Origin of the sequence: Amycolatopsis sp. NBC_01307 (assembly GCF_035975215.1) — a bacterium.
GTDB lineage: Bacteria > Actinomycetota > Actinomycetes > Mycobacteriales > Pseudonocardiaceae > Amycolatopsis.
Map to the genome: position 1 here is coordinate 10,779,619 of NZ_CP108403.1, position 17,738 is coordinate 10,797,356.

Annotated in this window: 14 protein-coding genes and 1 tRNA gene; 13 read left to right on the forward strand and 2 right to left on the reverse strand. The window is 70.8% G+C overall.

Features of this window, described 5'->3' with window-relative positions; translation table 11 throughout:
* Positions 1 to 84: 84 nt before the first annotated feature.
* Positions 85 to 444, reverse strand: a complete 360-nt coding sequence (locus OG439_RS48715; protein ID WP_326947090.1) for a hypothetical protein — start codon at positions 442 to 444, stop codon at positions 85 to 87.
* A gap of 253 nt (positions 445 to 697) precedes the next feature.
* On the opposite strand from OG439_RS48715, the gene OG439_RS48720 reads away from it, so the two are divergent.
* The 12 genes from OG439_RS48720 to OG439_RS48775 all read left to right on the forward strand — a co-directional run bounded on the left by OG439_RS48720 (position 698) and on the right by OG439_RS48775 (position 15,704).
* A tRNA-Arg gene (locus OG439_RS48720) sits at positions 698 to 771 on the forward strand.
* Between the two features lie 22 nt (positions 772 to 793).
* Complete coding sequence (locus tag OG439_RS48725; RefSeq protein WP_326947091.1) at positions 794 to 1,906, forward strand: vWA domain-containing protein; 1,113 nt, start codon at positions 794 to 796, stop codon at positions 1,904 to 1,906.
* Positions 1,899 to 3,011, forward strand: a complete 1,113-nt coding sequence (locus OG439_RS48730; protein WP_247062267.1) for an XdhC family protein — start codon at positions 1,899 to 1,901, stop codon at positions 3,009 to 3,011. Before OG439_RS48725 ends, OG439_RS48730 begins: the two co-directional genes overlap by 8 nt.
* Positions 3,012 to 3,198: 187 nt before the next feature.
* Positions 3,199 to 3,723, forward strand: a complete 525-nt coding sequence (locus tag OG439_RS48735) for a (2Fe-2S)-binding protein (protein WP_247062268.1) — start codon at positions 3,199 to 3,201, stop codon at positions 3,721 to 3,723.
* Positions 3,723 to 6,161, forward strand: coding sequence for a xanthine dehydrogenase family protein molybdopterin-binding subunit (locus OG439_RS48740; RefSeq protein WP_326947092.1), 2,439 nt, complete (start codon positions 3,723 to 3,725; stop codon positions 6,159 to 6,161). The genes OG439_RS48735 and OG439_RS48740 overlap by 1 nt, the downstream gene beginning before the upstream one ends.
* Positions 6,158 to 7,012, forward strand: a complete 855-nt coding sequence (locus OG439_RS48745) for an FAD binding domain-containing protein (protein WP_326947093.1) — start codon at positions 6,158 to 6,160, stop codon at positions 7,010 to 7,012. The genes OG439_RS48740 and OG439_RS48745 overlap by 4 nt, the downstream gene beginning before the upstream one ends.
* A gap of 106 nt (positions 7,013 to 7,118) precedes the next feature.
* Positions 7,119 to 8,162 (forward strand): SRPBCC domain-containing protein, encoded by a 1,044-nt coding sequence (locus OG439_RS48750; protein ID WP_326947094.1) that lies wholly within the window; start codon positions 7,119 to 7,121, stop codon positions 8,160 to 8,162.
* Positions 8,163 to 8,732: 570 nt separating this feature from the next.
* Positions 8,733 to 9,956, forward strand: coding sequence for a GGDEF domain-containing protein (locus OG439_RS48755; protein ID WP_326947095.1), 1,224 nt, complete (start codon positions 8,733 to 8,735; stop codon positions 9,954 to 9,956).
* A gap of 107 nt (positions 9,957 to 10,063) precedes the next feature.
* A complete protein-coding gene (locus OG439_RS48760) occupies positions 10,064 to 11,131 on the forward strand; it encodes an NAD(P)-binding domain-containing protein (protein WP_326947096.1) in 1,068 nt (355 codons plus the stop codon).
* A gap of 793 nt (positions 11,132 to 11,924) precedes the next feature.
* Positions 11,925 to 13,523 (forward strand): discoidin domain-containing protein, encoded by a 1,599-nt coding sequence (locus OG439_RS48765; RefSeq protein ID WP_326947097.1) that lies wholly within the window; start codon positions 11,925 to 11,927, stop codon positions 13,521 to 13,523.
* A gap of 13 nt (positions 13,524 to 13,536) precedes the next feature.
* The gene (locus tag OG439_RS48770; RefSeq protein ID WP_326947098.1) at positions 13,537 to 14,766 is read left to right on the forward strand and encodes an MFS transporter; all 1,230 of its coding nucleotides are present in this window, start codon (positions 13,537 to 13,539) and stop codon (positions 14,764 to 14,766) included.
* Entirely contained in the window at positions 14,763 to 15,704 is a 942-nt protein-coding gene (locus OG439_RS48775; protein WP_326947099.1) for a hypothetical protein, read from the forward strand. The genes OG439_RS48770 and OG439_RS48775 overlap by 4 nt, the downstream gene beginning before the upstream one ends.
* Here the strand turns inward: OG439_RS48775 and OG439_RS48780 are convergent.
* On the reverse strand, positions 15,694 to 16,266 hold the full coding sequence (locus tag OG439_RS48780) for a TetR/AcrR family transcriptional regulator (protein WP_326947100.1): 573 nt from the start codon (positions 16,264 to 16,266) through the stop codon (positions 15,694 to 15,696). The two genes, OG439_RS48775 and OG439_RS48780, sit on opposite strands and share 11 nt — an antisense overlap.
* A 77-nt stretch (positions 16,267 to 16,343) precedes the next feature.
* Here OG439_RS48780 and OG439_RS48785 point away from each other — a divergent pair, with 77 nt between their 5' ends.
* On the forward strand, positions 16,344 to 17,726 hold the full coding sequence (locus tag OG439_RS48785) for a cytochrome P450 (RefSeq protein ID WP_326947101.1): 1,383 nt from the start codon (positions 16,344 to 16,346) through the stop codon (positions 17,724 to 17,726).
* The last annotated feature ends 12 nt before the right edge of the window (positions 17,727 to 17,738 follow it).

Below are 17,738 nucleotides of genomic sequence, written 5' to 3' on the forward strand. Positions count from 1 at the left end.
CCGGCCGGCGCGCCCGCTTCGAAAGTCCACAAAGGACGATCGGAGCGGGCGCGTCGTCATTCCGGGGGAACCGCGCGCCGGCTCCTAAGACCGGACGCGCCGTTCCTGCGGGTCGTAGACCACGAGGTTCCGGAGCCGGGCTTCGGCGACGGCGCCGGAAACGACCGTGCCGGCCACGTCCCGGCCCATGCCGAAGTAGAGCAGCGGGCCGCTCGCGTTCGACATCAACCCGCTCGACGCCCACGGGGAAGTCTCGCCGAGATCGTGCGCGCCGAGATCGGGCCACCGGAGGAGCAGGGCCTGGACGTACTCGGTGATCGTCGGCCACGGTGGCCGCACGGCCGACAGCTCGATGTACTTCATGTAGAGGCGGCCGTACTCCGCCGCGGCCCCGGCGTCGTCCGCCGGTGCCGGTCCGTCCCACACAACCAGGTCGTAGCTCACCGGTGCATGGTCGCACGCCGCGTAAATGCGTTGCCGCGCCACCAAGAGTCCGGCATTCTTCCTCCAGCACCGAGAAACCCGAGAGGAGGAGATCGTGACCGAAGCCCGGATGTTCCGATGCGGCGCGATCTCCCGTGCCGTCCGCTGAATTCTTTCTGAAGGCTCTTCGCGCCCGCCCCGCCGCTACCGGGGCCGGCCGCCGCGAAGAGCGCGGTCTGCGCCCGTCCGGGGAGGGGCGTGTGCAGGCCGCCCCGTCCCGGTAGCTCAGCAGGACAGAGCGCGGCGCTACGAACGCCGAGGTCCGAGGTTCGACTCCTCGCCGGGACACCGATGAGCGCACAATGGGGACATGACCACGGTCTCCGATCCGGTCGCCGGGTACGCCGGGTTCGCCGCCGCGCTGCGGGAGGCGGGCGTGGCCTGCGACGCGCACCGCGTGCAGGCCTACCTGGCCGCCGTCGGCGAGGTCGACGTCGCCGAGCCCACCCAGCTGTACTGGGCGGGGCGGCTCACCCTGTGCTCGAGCCCCGACGACCTCGCCTGTTACGAAGAGGCCTTCAGCCAGTGGTTTTCGATCGAAACACCGGGTCCGCGCCGCGCGAAGGCCGCCGCGCCGAAGCAGGCGCGGATCGCGCCGCTCGTCGACTCCGAGGGCGGGGACGCCGACGGCGGCGACGGTCCCGACCAGCTGAAGGTCGCCGCGAGCGGCCAAGAGGTGCTGCGTCACCGCGACCTCGCCGAGCTGACCACCGCCGAACGCGAGCACCTGCGTGAGCTGCTGGCCACCCTGCGTCCCGTGCCGCCCCGGCGCCGCGCCGCCCGGCGGACGCCGGCCCGCCGGGGACGGCTCGATCCGGCCCGCACGCTGCGCGCGATGCTCGCCAGCGGCGGCGAACCCGTCCGGCTCGCGCACACCCGCCGCGGCTCGCGCCCGCGCCGGGTCGTGCTGCTGATCGACGTCTCCGGCTCGATGAGCCCGTACGCCGACGCGCTGCTGCGGTTCGCGCACGTCCTCACCCGGTCCGCGCCCCAGTCCGTCGAGGTGTTCACGCTCGGCACGCGGCTGACCCGGGTGTCGCGCCAGCTGCGTCAGCGCGACCCGGAGCGCGCGATGCTCTCGGCGGGTTCCGCGGTGCCGGACTTCGCCGGCGGCACCCGCCTCGGCGAGACGCTGCGGGCCTTCCTCGACCGGTGGGGACAGCGCGGCGTGGCCCGGCGCGCGGTCGTCACGATCTTCTCCGACGGCTGGGAGCGCGGCGACACCACGATGCTCGGCGAGCAGCTCGCGCGGCTGCACCGCCTCGCGCACGCCGTACTCTGGGTGAATCCGCACGTCGGCCGTGCGGGGTACGCTCCGGTCCAGTCGGGCATCGTGGCCGCACTGCCCCACATCGACCGGCTGCTGGCCGGGCACACCCTGGCCACCTTGGAACGACTGCTCGGGGAGATTTCCGATGCGTGACGTACTGGATGACGTGTTCCGCCGCTGGTCGGCGGGGGAGACGGTCGGGCTGGGCACCGTCGTCGCCACCTTCTCGTCGGCCCCCCGCGCCCCCGGCGCGGCGATGGTCGTGGCCCCGGACGGCACCGTCGCCGGCAGCGTGTCCGGCGGCTGCGTCGAAGGCGCCGTCTACGAGCTGGCGCAGGAGGTCGTCACCGAGCGCAAGCCGGTGCTGCAGCGCTACGGCGTCACCGATGACGACGCCTTCGCGGTGGGCCTGACCTGCGGCGGGATCATCGACATCTACGTCGAGCACGTCGACCGCGAATCGATGCCCGAGCTGGGCGACGTCGTCGCGTCGGTCCGCGGCGGCGAGCCGGTCGCGGTCGTGACGGTCATCGAGCACGAGCGCGAAGGCCTGGTCGGCGAGCACATGATCGTCTGGCCGGACCGCACCGAGGGGTCGCTGGGCTCGTCGCGGATGGACGACGCGGTGGCCGACGACGCCCGCGGCCTGCTGGCCAGCGGCCGCACCGGCACCCTGCACTACGGCCCGGACGGGCAGCGCCGCGGCGAGGGGATGGCGGTGTTCGTCAACTCCTTCGAGCCGCCGCCCCGGCTCCTGGTGTTCGGCGCGATCGACTTCGCCGCCGCGATGGCGCGCATGGGCGCCTACCTCGGTTACCAGGTCACGGTGTGCGACGCGCGGCCGGTGTTCGCCACCAGCAGCCGGTTCCCGGACGCGCACGAGGTCGTCGTCGACTGGCCGCACCGGTACCTCACGGCGGAGGCGGACGCGGGCCGCATCGACCGGCGCACCGCGATCGCGGTGCTGACCCACGACCCGAAGTTCGACGTCCCGCTGCTGGAGGTCGCGCTGCGCCTCGACGTCGGGTACGTCGGCGCGATGGGGTCCCGCAAGACCCACGACGACCGGTTTTCGCGGCTGCGCGAGGCCGGCATCACCGAGCCCGAGCTGGAACGGCTGTCCTCGCCGATCGGTCTCGACCTCGGCGCCCGCACCCCGGAGGAGACGGCGGTGTCGATCGCCGCGGAGATCATCGCGTTGCGCTGGGGTGGCGGCGGACGGCGGCTCGCCGAACTGTCCGGCCGCATCCACGGCTGAAAAGTTCACCCGGGCGGCGTTTCCGCGGATGCGGTGATTCCACTGTGGATTCTCCCGCAGCTGCGGGAACGGCCGCCGAACGTGTGACATCAGGACTTGTCCGCGCCAGGAAGGCGTAGCACGCTCGGGTCTTGTGAGCCCGATCACGGTCGGGTCTGGCCGCTCCCGAACCGGCTTTGGAGGCCTGATGCGCATTACCGTCACTGTCGACGGGACGAAGTACACCGACGAGGTCGAACCGCGCACCCTGCTCGTGCACTACCTGCGAGAGCGGATCGGCAAGGTCGGCACGGTCGTCGGCTGCGACACCAGCAACTGCGGTGCGTGCACCGTCCACCTGGACGGGCACAGCGTGAAGTCCTGTTCCGTGCTGGCCGTGCAGGCCGACGGCAGCGAGGTCACCACCGTCGAGGGCCTCAGCCGCGACGGGCAGCTGCACCCGGTGCAGAAAGCCTTCCACGAGAACCACGCGTTGCAGTGCGGGTTCTGCACCCCCGGCATGATCATGCAGTCGATCGACCTGCTGGCCGACAACCCGGACCCGGACGAACAAGCCGTCCGCGAAGGCCTCGAAGGCAACCTCTGCCGCTGCACCGGCTACCAGAACATCGTCCGCGCGGTCCGCGACGCCGCTCAGCACATGAGCCCCGGCGCCGGACCCGACGCCGAGCGGATCACCGAGACCAAGCACGTCGGCGTGGGTGGTGACTGATGACCGCGACGATCGAACCGGAAGTCGGAAAGTCACGGCGCCGCAAGGAAGACGAGCGGCTGATCACCGGCCGCACCCGCTGGACCGACAACATCACGCTGCCCGGGATGCTGCACATGGCGATCCTGCGCAGCCCGTTCGCGCACGCCAAGATCGTCTCGATCGACACGTCGGCGGCCAAGAGCGCGTCCGGCGTCGTCGCCGTCTACACCGCGACGGACCTCGACCCGGACAGCTCGATCGGCATGCCCTGCGCGTGGCCGATCACCCCGGACATGAAGACGCCGCGCCGGCCGGTGCTCGCCGCCGACCAGGTCAACTTCGCCGGTGAAGGCGTGGCGGTCGTCGTCGCGCGGTCCTCGGCCGAAGCGCACGACGCGCTCGAGGAGATCGACGTCGAGTACGACGAGCTCCCGGTCATCCTCGACATGGAAGCCGCCATCGCCGACGGCGCGCCGCTGGTCCACGAGGACCAGGGCAGCAACACCAGCGCGGTCTGGAAGTTCGACTCCGCCGAGGCCGGCACCGGCAGCGACGTCGAGGACGCGCTCAAGTCGTCGGAGATCGTCGTCAAGCGGCGCTTCCGCCAGCAACGCCTGATCCCGGCGTTCATGGAGCCGCGCGCCTGCGTCGTCGACCCGACCGGTGCCCAGATCACCATGTGGTCGGCCACCCAGGTCCCGCACATCCTGCGGGTGATGTCGGCGCTGACACTCGGCATCCCGGAGCACAAGCTGCGCGTGATCGCCCCGGACGTCGGCGGCGGCTTCGGCGGCAAGATCGGCGTGCTGCCGGAAGAGATGATGTCGCTGCTGGTGGCGCGGAAACTCGGCAAACCGGTGAAGTGGAACGAATCCCGGTCCGAGACCATGCTCGCCGCGCACCACGGCCGTGACCAGATCCAGGACATCACCATCTCGGCGAACGCCGACGGCACGGTCACCGGGCTCAAGGTCGAGCTGCTCGCCAACCTCGGGGCGTACAACGGCCTGGTCGGCACCGGCGTGCCGATCCTCGGCGCGTTCATGTTCAACGCGATCTACAAGTTCCCGGCGTACCACTTCGCGTGCACCAACGTGTACACCACGACGACGCTGACCGACGCCTACCGCGGCGCCGGGCGGCCGGAAGCGACGTTCGCGATCGAGCGGATCATGGACGAGCTCGCCGACGAGCTCGGCATGGATCCGCTGGAGCTGCGCGAAAAGAACTGGATCAAGCACGAGGAGTTCCCGTTCACCACGGTGTGCGGGCTGACGTACGACTCCGGCAACTACGAGGCCGCGACGGAGAAGGCCAAGCAGCTCTTCGACTACGACGGCCTGCGCGCCGAGCAGGAGAAGCGCCGGGCGTCGAAGGACAAGGTGCAGCTCGGCATCGGCATCTCGACGTTCACCGAGATGTGCGGGCTCGCGCCGTCGCGGGTGCTCGGTTCGCTGGACTACGGCGCCGGCGGCTGGGAGCACGCGGCGATCCGGATGCTGCCCACCGGCAAGGTCGAGGTCATCACCGGCGCGTCCGCGCACGGTCAGGGCCACGAGACGGCGTGGAGCCAGATCGTCGCCGACCAGCTCGGCGTCGCGTTCGAGGACATCGAGATCATCCACGGCGACACCCAGTCGTCGCACAAGGGCATGGACACCTACGGCTCGCGGTCGCTGGTGGTCGGCGGCATCGCCGTCGTCAAGGCCGCGGAGAAGGTGGTCGCGAAGGCCAAGCCGATCGCGGCGCACCTGCTCGAATGCGCCGAGGACGACCTGGAGTTCGCGGGCGGCAAGTTCACCGTGAAGGGCACCGACACGTCGACGTCGATCGGCGACATCGCGCTCGCGGTGTTCGCGGCGCACAACCTGCCCGACGGCGTCGAGCCTTCGCTCGACTCGGACGCGACGTTCGACCCGGAGAACTTCTCGTACCCGCACGGCACGCACCTCTGCGCGGCCGAAGTGGACACCGAGACGGGCCGGGTCACGCTGCGCTCCTACGTCTGCGTCGACGACGTCGGCGTCGCGGTGAACCCGCTGATCGTCGAGGGCCAGGTGCACGGCGGGCTCGCGCAGGGCATCGCGCAGGCCCTGTTCGAGGGCACCGTGCACGACGAGAGCGGCACGCTGACCACGGGCACGTTCGCCGACTACCTGCTGCCGTCGGCGGCCGACCTGCCGTCGTTCACCACGGACCGCACGGAGACGCCGTCGACGACCAACCCGCTGGGCGCCAAGGGCGTCGGCGAAGCGGGCACGATCGCGTCCACCCCGGCCGTGGTCAACGCGGTGATCGACGCCGTGCGCCACTTCGGCGTGAACGACATCGAGATGCCGTTGACGCCGATGCGGGTGTGGCACGCCATCCGGTACGGCACCACCGACGCCGGCGGGCCCGGCAACGAAGCCGGCGGCGGCCTCGGCTCGATCGACGCCACCGGAGGTGCCCAGTGATCCCGTCCTCGTTCGACTACGTCCGCCCGTCCACAGTGGACGAAGCGGTGCAGGCACTGGCGTCGGCCGGTGAGGACGCCAAGGTACTGGCCGGCGGGCAGAGCCTGCTGCCGGTGCTGCGGATGCGCCTGGCCACGCCGACCACGCTGATCGACCTCGGGCGCGTCCCGGAGCTGCGCGGCGTGCGCGAAGACGGCGACGTCCTGGCGATCGGCGCGATGACCACGCACTACGACGTCCAGCGCGACGCGCTGGTCGCCGAGCACGCGGCGTTGCTGAAAGCGGCGACGGACACGGTCGCCGACCCGCAGATCCGCCACCGCGGCACGCTGGGCGGCGCGATCGCGCACGCCGACCCGGCGGGCGACCTGCTCGCGCCGGTGGTGGCGCTGGAGGCCGAGCTGGTGCTGGCCGGCCCTTCGGGGCGTCGGACGGTGCCGGCCGCGGACTTCTTCCAGGACCTGTTCACCACCGCGCTGGCCCCGGACGAGCTGCTGGTCGAGGTCCGCGTGCCCAAGCACACGGGCTGGCGGGGGCACTACGAGAAGTTCAACCGGGTCGCTCAGGCGTGGTCGATGGTCGCCGTCGCGGTCACGGTTCGTACTGAGGCCGGCGTCATCGAGGAGGCCAGGGTCGCGCTGACGAACATGGGCTCGACACCGGTCCGCGCGACGGGCGTCGAAGCGGCCTTGGTCGGGGCGCGAGCCTCGGCGGACGCGATCCGCGAGGCGGCTTCGCACGCGGCGGAGGGCACGAACCCACCGGTCGACGGCAACGCCGACGTCGAATACCGCCGTCACCTGGCGACGGTCCTGACGGGTCGCGCGATCACGGCCGCGGCCGGCGCCTGAATCCGTGGCTGTCCGTGACCCGGCGTTTTCGCGCCGGGTCACGGCTCCCGGGTGCGACTAGGGTGGGTCACCAGGCACCCAGGTCTGGCAGAAAGGAGGTCGGCCCGTGCGGCTCGACCACGAATTCACCGTCCCGGCTCCGATCGGCGAGGTCTGGCAGGCGGTCGTCGACCCCGAGCGCGTCGCCCCGTGCATGCCCGGTGCCGCGCTGACCAAGGTCGAAGGCGACAAGTTCAGTGGGACGGTGAAGGTCAAGCTGGGCCCGATCTCGTTGCTGTACAAGGGAAACGGCGAGTTCCTGGAGAAGGACGACGCCGCGCACAAGGTCACCATCAAGGCTTCGGGCAAGGACTCTCGCGGAGCGGGCACGGCCGCCGCGACGGTGACCCTGACCTTGACCGAGACCGACGGCGGAACGCACGGAACCGTCGCGACAGACCTGTCCATCACGGGCAAGCCCGCCCAGTTCGGCCGCGGCTTGATCACCGAGGTGGGCGGCAAGATCCTCGACACCTTCGCGGGCTGCCTGTCGGGCAAGCTGGCCCCGGAGAAGACGGCCGAGCCGGTAGCGGAGAAGGCCGCCGCGCCGACGGCCGGGAAGCCGGCGGAGCCGGTCGCGAAGTCCGCTCCGGCCGCAGCCGCGAAGCCCGCACCGGCGGGGGAGAAGGCACCAGGAGAGGCTGCCCAGCCCGGGTCAGCTGCCCAGGCAGGACCGGCCGCTCAGTCCGGATCGGCAGCTCAGTCGGGACAGGCGGCGCAGTCAGGACCGGCCGCCCAATCGGGATTGGCGGCCCAGTCCGGGTCGGCAGCCCAGCCGGGACCGGCGGCGCAGTCGGGACTGGCGGCCCAGTCGGGCTCTGCCGCCCAGTCGGTATCGGCAGCGCAGTCCGGATCGGCGGCAAAGGCTGCGCCGGTTGCGAAGCCGGAGCCGGCGGTCAAGCCGGCGCCGACCACGGCGGAGATCAACACCGAACCCAAGCCGGCCGCCGAACGGCCCGCGTTGCACAGCGTCCCGGCCGTCCCGGAGACCGAGGCGATCGACCTCCTCGACTACGCGGGAGCCTCCGTGCTGAAGCGGCTGGCGCCGGTGGTGCTCGGCATCGCGGCGGTCGTCGGCTTGGTGGCGGTCATCCGCGCGCGGCGCAAGTGACCTCGCCCAGCCGTTAGAGCGCCCGGTGGAGTCGCGGGTTCGAAACCCGTCGCTCATCCCGGCCTGGCTGCGCCCTGAGCTGACTACCGCCTGAGCCGACTACCTGAGCCGACTGCGCCCAGGGTCGACTGAGTCATGTCTCCGCGCGAAGAAGCCTGCTCTGCTCAGCGCCGAACAGCCTGCGCTGAGAGCGCCTGCGCGCTGAGGGCGCCGGGGCGGGTTTCCGCGCTGGTGGTATCCCGGCCGTTTCCGACCTTGGGAGGCGCGGGTCGGAGTCCGGCCTGCTGTTCTCGCCGCGGATTCCTGCATCGGTGATCACCGGGGAAAGCTGTGAGCAGGTCAGACCCACTCTGAGCGGGTCCGCGGGCCGGTAGCTTCGCCGTAATTCGCCCGGACCGGCGACGCGGCTCGCCGGAACGGCTACGCTGGGCTACCTGGTCGGCCGAACTCGCGCAAGGGGTACGTCACGATGCCGGTCCGTCACCTCCGTGGTCGCGGCGCTTGAGAGCCGAGGCCGCCGTGCGACGGGAAGCTCTTTCCACCTGGACGGGGTGGCCCTCGCGGTGGGTCATGTGGACCGGGGCGAAGCGCCGCTGGATCACCTACGCCCTCTGCTGTGAGCTGGCCGCCGTCGCGACCACCGGGGCCGCGCTGGCCACCGGCTTCGGGGGACCGGTGCGGCCGGTCTGGTTTGCCGTGCTGGTCGCGCTCGGCGTCGCGCAGGCCGAGATGTCCCGCCGGATCGAACGGCTGCGCCGGTGGATGAGCGGGCAGACGCACATCAACGTGACCTCCGTCTGGTACCTCGCCGGCGTCGTTCTGCTCCCTCCTGCCTGGGTGGCGCTGCTGGCTGTCGTGCTCTACGCGCACTTGTGGGTGCGGGTCTGGCGCCACGTGCGCACGCGGCCCGCGCACCGGTTCGTCGCGAGTACCGCGTGGGCGATGCTCTCCTGCTTCGCCGCGTCGTCCGTGCTCACGTGGTCGGGGTTGCACGGGACGCCGGTGCAGACGCCGCGCGGGCTGGTCGCGCTCTGCTTGGCCGCCGTCGTGTTCGAGCTGGTGAACGTCGGGCTGGTCGCCGCCGGGATCTACCTCTACACGAGCCAGCGGTCGGCCGCGGACCTCGTCGGCACCTGGGAGGACAACGCGTTCGAGGTGGCGACGCTCTGCCTCGGCGGGCTCGCTGCGCTGGCCCTGGTCGAGCAGCCGGTGCTGGTCCTGTTCGTCATCGCGCCGCTGTTGTTGCTGCACCGCTACCTGCTGCTCAAGCAGCAGCTGCAGGTCGCCGCCGTCACCGACGAGAAGACCGGGCTGCTCAACACCGCGGGCTGGCACGAGTCGGCCGTCCGCGAGCACGCCCGCGCGTTGCGGCGCGGGGCCGTCGGCGAGTTCGCGGTGCTGATGATCGACCTCGACCACTTCAAGCGGATCAACGACACCTACGGCCACCTCACCGGCGACGACGTGCTGGCCGCGGTCGCGGTGGCGATCTCCGGCGCGGTGCGTCAGGGCGACACGGTCGGCCGGTTCGGTGGCGAGGAGTTCGTCGTGCTGCTGCCCGGCCTCGGCCGCGCCGACGTGCTGGGCATCGCCGAGCGGGTGCGGGTGGCGGTGGGGGAGCTGAACGTCGTGATCTCGACGGGAGGCGGGACGGTCCGGGTGAGTGGCCTTTCGGTGTCGATCGGGGTCGCGCGGTTCCCGGACACGGGGCCGGCGCTGGATGACGTGCTGCGCTCGGCGGACGCGGCGTTGTACCGGGCCAAGGACGCGGGGCGCAACCGCGTCGCCGTGTGACGGACGGCTACGACGGCGTTGTACCGGGCCGACGATGCGCGCCGCCACCGGGTCGCCATGTGATGCAGGGCGCGAAATACCCGGCGCGGCCAGCCGTTGAACACGACATGAGCAGCGCGGACCACAAAACGGACGTGGTGGTGGTCGGGGCCGGCCAAGCGGGACTGTCGGCGGCCTACCACCTGCGCCGAGCCGGGTTCGCGAACGGTTCCGGGTTCGTGGTGCTCGACCACGGCAAGCGGGCCGGGGGCGCCTGGCAGTACCGGTGGCCGTCGCTGGTGCTCGGGAAGGTGCACGGCATCCACGACCTGCCCGGCATGGCCTTCGGCACCCCGGACGTCACGCGGCCGGCCTCCGAAGTCGTCTCTGACTACTTCGCGCGCTTCGAGCGTGTGTACGACCTGCCTGTCATGCGCCCCGTCGACGTCCAGTCCGTGACGCGCGACGGGGACCGGCTCGTGGTGTCGAGTCCGGCCGAGTCGTGGGCGGCGCGCGCGGTGATCAGCGCCACCGGCACCTGGGACCGGCCGTTCTGGCCGCACTACCCGGGCCAGGAGACTTTCGCGGGCGAGCAGGTACACACGGCGGACTACACCGGGCCGGAAGCGTTCCGGGGCAAGCGGGTCGTGGTCGTCGGCGGTGGGGCGTCGGCGGTGCAGCTGCTGATGGAGTTCGCCCCGCTCGCGCGCGCGACGGCCTGGGTGACGCGGCGGCCGCCCGTGTGGCGGGATGAGCCCTTCAGCGAGGACTGGGGACGCACCGTCGTCGCGAAGGTCGACGAACGTGTGCGCGCCGGGTTGCCGCCGGAGAGCGTGGTCAGCGTGACGGACCTGGCCGTGACGCCGGAGGTGCGGGCCGCGCGGGCGGCGGGCATCCTCGAGCGTCGGCCGATGTTCGCCCGGATCGTGCCTTCGGGAGTCGAGTGGGTGGACGGCTCGCGCTTCGACGCGGACGTCATCCTCTGGGCGACAGGCTTCCGCGCGGCGATCGACCACCTCGCGCCGCTGCACATCCGCGAGGCGGGTGGCGGGATCCGGGTGGACGGGACGCGGGTCGTGCTCGAGCCGCGGTTGCAGCTGGTGGGGTACGGGCCCTCGGCCAGCACGGTCGGGGCGAACCGCGCCGGGCGGGCCGCCGTGGCGGAGATCCGGAAGCAGCTGCGCGCGGATTCTTGAGGCCATGGGTCTTCGGTGCGGGGTAACGGGAAACTCGTCGGTCGAGGTCATGGCCCTTACGTTACCGAACACGCGTGCGAAGATCATCGCTGAATCGAGTGAAACTCGGGTGCGGGACCGGCGTGCTATTTCTGTTGCTGTGTAAGAGAAATCGCTGTCGGCGGGCGCGAGAAGCCCCCGAATTCCAGGCTATCGGTGGGGACCGACAAAATCGGTACGGGAGTGGCTGGGGGAGTGCTTCCGCGGTGTGGTGGTGTGCGAGGAAGCCGCGGCGCGCGTGAGGTCGTGTCCCTTGCGGGATGAGGCGGATCGGCGGCGAAGTCCGGCCGGTGTCGGTCGGGTGGCGGTGGTCGAATCTGGTGCCGTGATGGCGAGCGAATTCGCTGAACGCAAGGGAATCGGCGCCAGTGTGTGAGCTGAACGAGTTGAGTGGGGATCGGTGGCACCGCGCTGCTGGTCGCCGGAGGGGTTGGTGCCCCGCGGCGCCCCGGTCGGGGCACGGCTTGGTGGTGGGGAAACGGCGCTCGAGTCCGGGCGGAGTGCGGGCGAAACTCGGGCAGTCCCAGGCGTCGGGGCAGTGTGCCGCTCAGTGAAGCATCATCTGACCTGCGGGAACCACACCAATCTCACCCTCTTGACCGATTCAAGGACGGGACAAGTCTTGTCAGCCGAAACCGAGGCTCGCTACAGTCTTCTTAGTTAGGAAAGTTTCTTAACTGTTCGAATAAAGCACACCTACGCCGCAGCCCAGCCCAGAGCAGACCCGCCACTGTCCGGCCCCTAGGAGCGCGACGTGTCCCCCTTCCGTCTTCGTCCACTCGCACGGCTGGCGCCGCCGATCGCCGTCGTCGTCCTGCTGCCTTCCGCGATCGCCGCCACCACCACTCAAGCCGATGTCCTTCTCTCCCAAGGGAAGCCCGTCGTGACGTCCACGACGGAAAGCTCGTCGCTCACCGGCGACAAGGCCGTCGACGGGAACACGCAGACCCGGTGGGCCAGCGCTGTCAGTGCCGATCCGCAGTGGCTGCGGGTCGATCTCGGGCAACCTTCCACCGTCCACCAGGTCAAGCTCACCTGGGAAGCCGCCTACGCCAAGAAGTACCGGCTCGAGGTCTCCGACGACGGTACGCAGTTCACCACCGTCGCGAGCGTCGACAACGGCGACGGCAAGACCGACGACCTCACCGGACTCCAGGCCCACGGCCGTTTCCTGCGCTTCGTCGGCGTCACGCGCGCCACCAAGTACGGCTACTCGCTCTGGGAACTCCAAGCCTACGGCACGCCCGACTCCGCCGGTGACACCCAAGCACCGAGCACCCCGGCCGGGCTCGCGTCCACGACCACGACGGCCACCAGCGTGGGCCTGACCTGGAATGCCGCGACCGACAACGTCGGGGTCGCCGGGTACGACGTCCTGCGTGACGGCCAGGCCGTCGCCACCAGCGCGACGCCGTCCTACACCGACACCGGGCTCTCGCCCGACACCGGCTACACCTACACCGTCCGCGCCCGGGACGCCGCGGGCAACGTCTCGCCGGCGAGCGCACCCGTCACCGTCAAGACCAAAGCGGGCAGTGCCAACGGCTTCGTCCTCGCCGCCGCCGGGGACATCGCCGAACGCTGCACCGCGAGCGACTCCGGTTGTGCGCACGTCAAGACCGCGAAACTCGTCGAGCAGATGGGCCCGGCCGCGGTGATCACCATGGGGGACAACCAGTACGACGACGCCCACCTCGCCGACTTCAAGGCCTACTACGACAAGACCTGGGGCAAGTTCAAGAACATCACCCACCCGATCCCGGGCAACCACGAGTCGTACGACGAGCCGAGGTTCAAGGGTTACGAGGACTACTTCGGCGCCATCGCGAAGCCCCAGGGTCAGCGCTACTACAGCTGGGAGATGGGCAACTGGCACTTCATCGCCTTGGACTCCAACGACTTCGTCACCCACGACGACTTCGCCGAGCCGCCGCAGATCACCTGGCTGAAGCAGGACCTCGCCAAGAACAAGAAGGGCTGCGTCGCCGCGTACTACCACCACCCGCGGTGGAGCTCCGGTGACCACGGTGACAACAAGGACAGCGTCGAGCTGTGGAACACCATGACGGCGAACAAGGTCGACCTCGTCCTCAACGGTCACGACCACGACTACGAACGGTTCGTGCCGCAGAACGCCGACGGCAAGGCCGACGCGAACGGTCCCGTCGAGATCGTCGGCGGTTCGGGCGGCGCGAACCTCTACGACCTGAGCCCGGCGCACGCGACGACCGCGAAGCTGCTGAAGACCTTCGGCGTCCTGAAGCTGTCCATGACGGACACGTCGTTCCAGACGCAGCTGATCGGCGTCGACGGCAAGGTCCTGGACAGCAGCCCGACCTACACCTGCCACTAGAAGGGAACCGGGCATGTACATCGCGGCAAGCCGTACCTCGGATCTCGCGGCCGGAACCGACCCGAAGCCGGCGCTGAAACGAGTGTCCGCCAACGTCGTGGCTCTCGGCATGGTCAGCCTGGTCACCGACGTCTCGTCGGAGATGGTCACCGCCGTCCTCCCGCTCTACCTGGTGCTCGGCCTCGGCCTGAACCCGCTGCAGTTCGGGCTGCTCGACGGCCTCTACGCCGGCGCCACGGCCCTCGTGCGGGTCCTCGGCGGGCACCTCGCGGACCGGTGGCGGCGGCTCAAGGCGGTCGCCGGGTTCGGGTACGGCTTGTCCGCGGTGTGCAAGCTCGGCCTGGTGGCGGCCGGTTCTTCGGTCCCCGCGATCGGCGTCGTCCTCGCCGCGGACCGCACCGGCAAGGGCGTGCGCACCGCCCCACGCGACGCGCTCATCTCGCTGAGCAGCGAACCCGGCACGCTCGGCCGGTCGTTCGGGGTGCACCGCGCGCTCGACACCGTCGGCGCGTTCCTCGGCCCGCTGGTCGCGATGGCCGTGCTCGCGCTGAGCCTCGGCAGCTACACGTCGGTGTTCTTCACCAGCTTCTGCATCGCCGCGATCGCCGTGCTGTTGCTGGCCTTGTTCGTCCGTGACCGGCCCGGCACAGTGGATCGCGCCGCCGTGTCGATGCGGGCCGCGGCGGGTCTGCTGCGCGACGCGGACTTCCGGCGCGTCACGCTCTGGGCCGCGCTGCTGGGCCTGGTGACCATCGGCGACTCGTTCGTCTACCTCGTGCTGCAACGGCGCTGGGACATCGCGGCGACGTACTTCCCGCTCCTGCCGCTGGGCACCGCCGGCGTCTACCTGCTCCTGGCCGTCCCGCTCGGCAAGCTGGCCGACCGGATCGGGCGATGGCCGGTGTTCCTCGGCGGGCACGTCGCGCTGGGCCTGGCACTGGTCCTGCTCTGCGGGCCGGCCGCGCTGCTCTTCGCCGTGGTCGCGCTCGGCCTGCACGGTGTGTTCTACGCGGCCACCGACGGCGTCCTGATGGCCGCGGCCGGCCCGCTCATCCCGCGGGACCTGCGGGCGACCGGGCTGGCCGTCGTGCAGACCGGGCAGGCCGGGGCGCGGATGCTCTCGTCCGTCCTCTTCGGACTCGCCTGGACGTTCTGGGATCTGCGCCCGGCGGTGCTCGTCGCCGCGGGCTGCCTGGTGGCTGTCGTCCTCGCCGCCGCGGTCGCGAAGCCGGTGCGGCCGTGAAGAAACTCCTCATCGCACTGGTCGGCACCGCGCTACTGATCACCGCGGCCGTCACCTACACCGTCAACGCCCGCCCCGGCGCCGCCGAGGCGAGACCGGCCGCGCAGCTCACGCTCGGCCCCGGTCAGCTGCTGTTCCGGCAGGTGTCGACCGGCCGCGTCGCCGCCGTCCCACTGGCCGATCCGGGAGCGAAACCGCAGGTCAGTGGCCTGAAGTGTGACCGGTTCGCGGTGGCCGGCCCCGCCGCCGTGTGCCTGGCCGTGCGGCCCGGGACGCTCCCGCCGGTGACCGACGTCCTGGTCCTCGACGACCACCTCGCCGTCCGGCACTCCGAAGCCGTGGCCGGTACACCGAGCCGCGCGCGGGTGTCGCCGGACGGCAAGCGCGTCGACTGGACGGTCTTCGTCACCGGCGACTCCTACGCGGCCACCGGCTTCTCGACCCGGGCCGGCGTCTACGAAGTCGACACCGGACGGCTGGTCAAGACGATCGAGGAACTGCCCGTCTTCGCTGACGGGCAGCGCTACTTCGCCGCCGACGTCAACTACTGGGGCGTCACCTTCGCCCAGGACGGCAACCGCTTCTACGCGACGCTCGGCAGCAAGGGGAAGACCTACCTCGTCGAAGCCGACTACGCGCGCTTCCGCGGCAAGACCCTGCGCGAGAACGTCGAATGCCCGTCGCTGTCCCCGGACGGCACCCGGGTCGCGTTCAAGAAGAAGGTCGGCGACGGCGGCTGGCGGTTGTCCGTGCTCGACCTCAAGACGCTGAAGGAGACTGAACTCGCCGAGCCGCGCAGCGTCGACGACCAGGCGCTCTGGCTGGGTGACCGGGTCCTCTACGGGCTGGACGACGCCGTCTGGGCGGTCCCGGCGGACGGCTCGGGCCAGCCGGAAAAGCTGGCCGGGGACGCCGCTTCGCCCGCTGTCACGGGGTGACGCCGACCGCCGCGAACAGCGTCCGCACGCAGAGGTCGCGCAGCTCCTCCTGAGTGACCTTCGGCTGGTCGAGCCAGTCGAGGATGACCGTCGCGACGAACGTCAGCCAGCCGCGGACGGCCAGGCGGGTGGTCTCGGTGATCGGCGTCAGCAGGCTGAGCGCGTCCAGGATGCGCGACGCGTTCGCGGCCATCCCGGCTTCGCGGATCTCCCGGATCTCGCCGTCGGCGCCGCCGGTGGCGCGGTGCACGATCCGGTAGCCGTCCGGGTGCGTGCGCGCGAACTCGAGGTAGACGTCGAGCCCGGCCCGCAGCTGCTCGGTCACCGGCAGCGCCGGGTCGGGCTCGCTCATCTCCAGCAGCTGGTCGCGCTGGCCGCGGACGATCTCGGCGAAGAAGTCCTTCTTGGTCGGGAAGTAGTGGTACAGGAGGCCGCGGGAGACCTGCGCGATCTCGGCGACCTCCTCGATCCAGACCTCGTCGTACGGCCGCTTCGCGAACAACCCGGCCCCGATCGTCAGGAGCTGCTCGCGCCGCTGTTCGGTGCTCAGCCTCGTCCGCATCCCCCGAGCTTACTTGACACGGGTTCAGTAGCGGGGGATCGTGACGTTATTGGATTCGGATTCAATAGGGGGACGTCGTGGACACCACCGGCATTCCGCACCGGCCGGGCCGCCTGCCGGTGATCGGCGACCTGATCGGGGCCAACCCGCGCACGCCGCTGCAGGACACCCTGCGGATCGGCCGGAAGATCGGGCCGGTCTTCACGCGCAAGGTCTTCGGCTTCGAGATCGTCTTCGTCGGCGGCGTCGACCTGGTCACCGAGCTGAACGACGAGACGAAGTTCGGCAAGCACGTCGGCATGGGCATCGAGAACCTGCGCGCGGTCGCCGGCGACGGCCTGTTCACCGCCCACACCCACGAGCCGAACTGGCGGCTGGCGCACGACATCCTGCAGCCGGCCTTCTCCGCCGAGGCGATGCGCCGCTACCACCCCGTCATGCTGGACGTCGCCCGTGAGCTCGTCGCGCGCTGGGACGCCGCGACCGGGCCGGTCGACGTCGCCGCCGACATGACCCGGCTGACGCTGGAGACGATCGGCCTCGCCGGGTTCGGCTACCGCTTCGGCTCGTTCGAGCGCGCCGAACCGCACCCGTTCGTCACGGCGATGCTGCGTTCGCTGCGGTTCGCGCAGCTGCAGAACGTCAAGCTGCCGTTCGTCCGGCGCGCGTTCGCCGGGACGGCCGAGCAGAACCAGGCCGACATCGCCGTGATGACCGATCTCGTCGACGAGGTCATCGAAGGGCGTCGGACCAGCGGTGAAGAGAGCCGGGATCTGCTCGGGTTGATGCTGGCCGAAGGGCACCCGATGACCGGCGAACGCCTGGACCCGATCAACATCCGCAACCAAGCGATCACGTTCGTCGTCGCCGGCCACGAAACGACGTCGGGCGCGCTCTCGTTCGCGTTGTACTACCTGACGCGTCATCCCGAGCTGCTGGAGAAGGCCCGCGCCGAGGTCGACGCCGTCTGGGGTGACCGCGAGCCCGCCTTCGGAGACGTCGCGAAGCTGCGTTACGTGCGACGCGCGCTCGACGAGGCGATGCGGCTCTGGCCGACCGCGCCGGGCTACTCGCGCGAAGCCCGCGAAGACGTCGTCCTCGGCGGGAAGTACCGGTTGCGCAAGGGTGACTGGGTGATCGTGCCGCTGCCGCTGGTGCACCGCGACCCGGCGGCCTGGGGCCCGGATCCCGAGGCGTTCGACCCGGACCGCTTCGAACCCGCGGCCGTGAAGAAGCGGCCGGCGCAGGCGTACAAGCCGTTCGGGACGGGCGAGCGCGCCTGCATCGGCCGCCAGTTCGCGCTGCACGAAGCCGTCCTGGCCCTCGGCATGGTGCTGCAGCGCTACGACTTCGAGGCCGACCCGGCGTACGAGCTCAAGATCGTGGAATCCTTGACGCTCAAGCCGAGCGGGTTCACCCTGCGGCCCCGGGTGCGGGATCGAGCGACCGCGACGGCGTGAGCTTCGTCCCGG

Bases quoted from the DNA above. Each gene is read 5' to 3' on its own strand.
- OG439_RS48725 (WP_326947091.1), top strand. From the start codon at position 794: ATGACCACGGTCTCCGATCCGGTCGCCGGGTACGCCGGGTTCGCCGCC.
- OG439_RS48730 (WP_247062267.1), top strand. From the start codon at position 1,899: ATGCGTGACGTACTGGATGACGTGTTCCGCCGCTGGTCGGCGGGGGAG.
- OG439_RS48735 (WP_247062268.1), top strand. From the start codon at position 3,199: ATGCGCATTACCGTCACTGTCGACGGGACGAAGTACACCGACGAGGTC.
- OG439_RS48740 (WP_326947092.1), top strand. From the start codon at position 3,723: ATGACCGCGACGATCGAACCGGAAGTCGGAAAGTCACGGCGCCGCAAG.
- OG439_RS48755 (WP_326947095.1), top strand. From the start codon at position 8,733: ATGTGGACCGGGGCGAAGCGCCGCTGGATCACCTACGCCCTCTGCTGT.
- OG439_RS48760 (WP_326947096.1), top strand. From the start codon at position 10,064: ATGAGCAGCGCGGACCACAAAACGGACGTGGTGGTGGTCGGGGCCGGC.
- OG439_RS48770 (WP_326947098.1), top strand. From the start codon at position 13,537: ATGTACATCGCGGCAAGCCGTACCTCGGATCTCGCGGCCGGAACCGAC.
- OG439_RS48780 (WP_326947100.1), bottom strand. From the start codon at position 16,266: ATGCGGACGAGGCTGAGCACCGAACAGCGGCGCGAGCAGCTCCTGACG.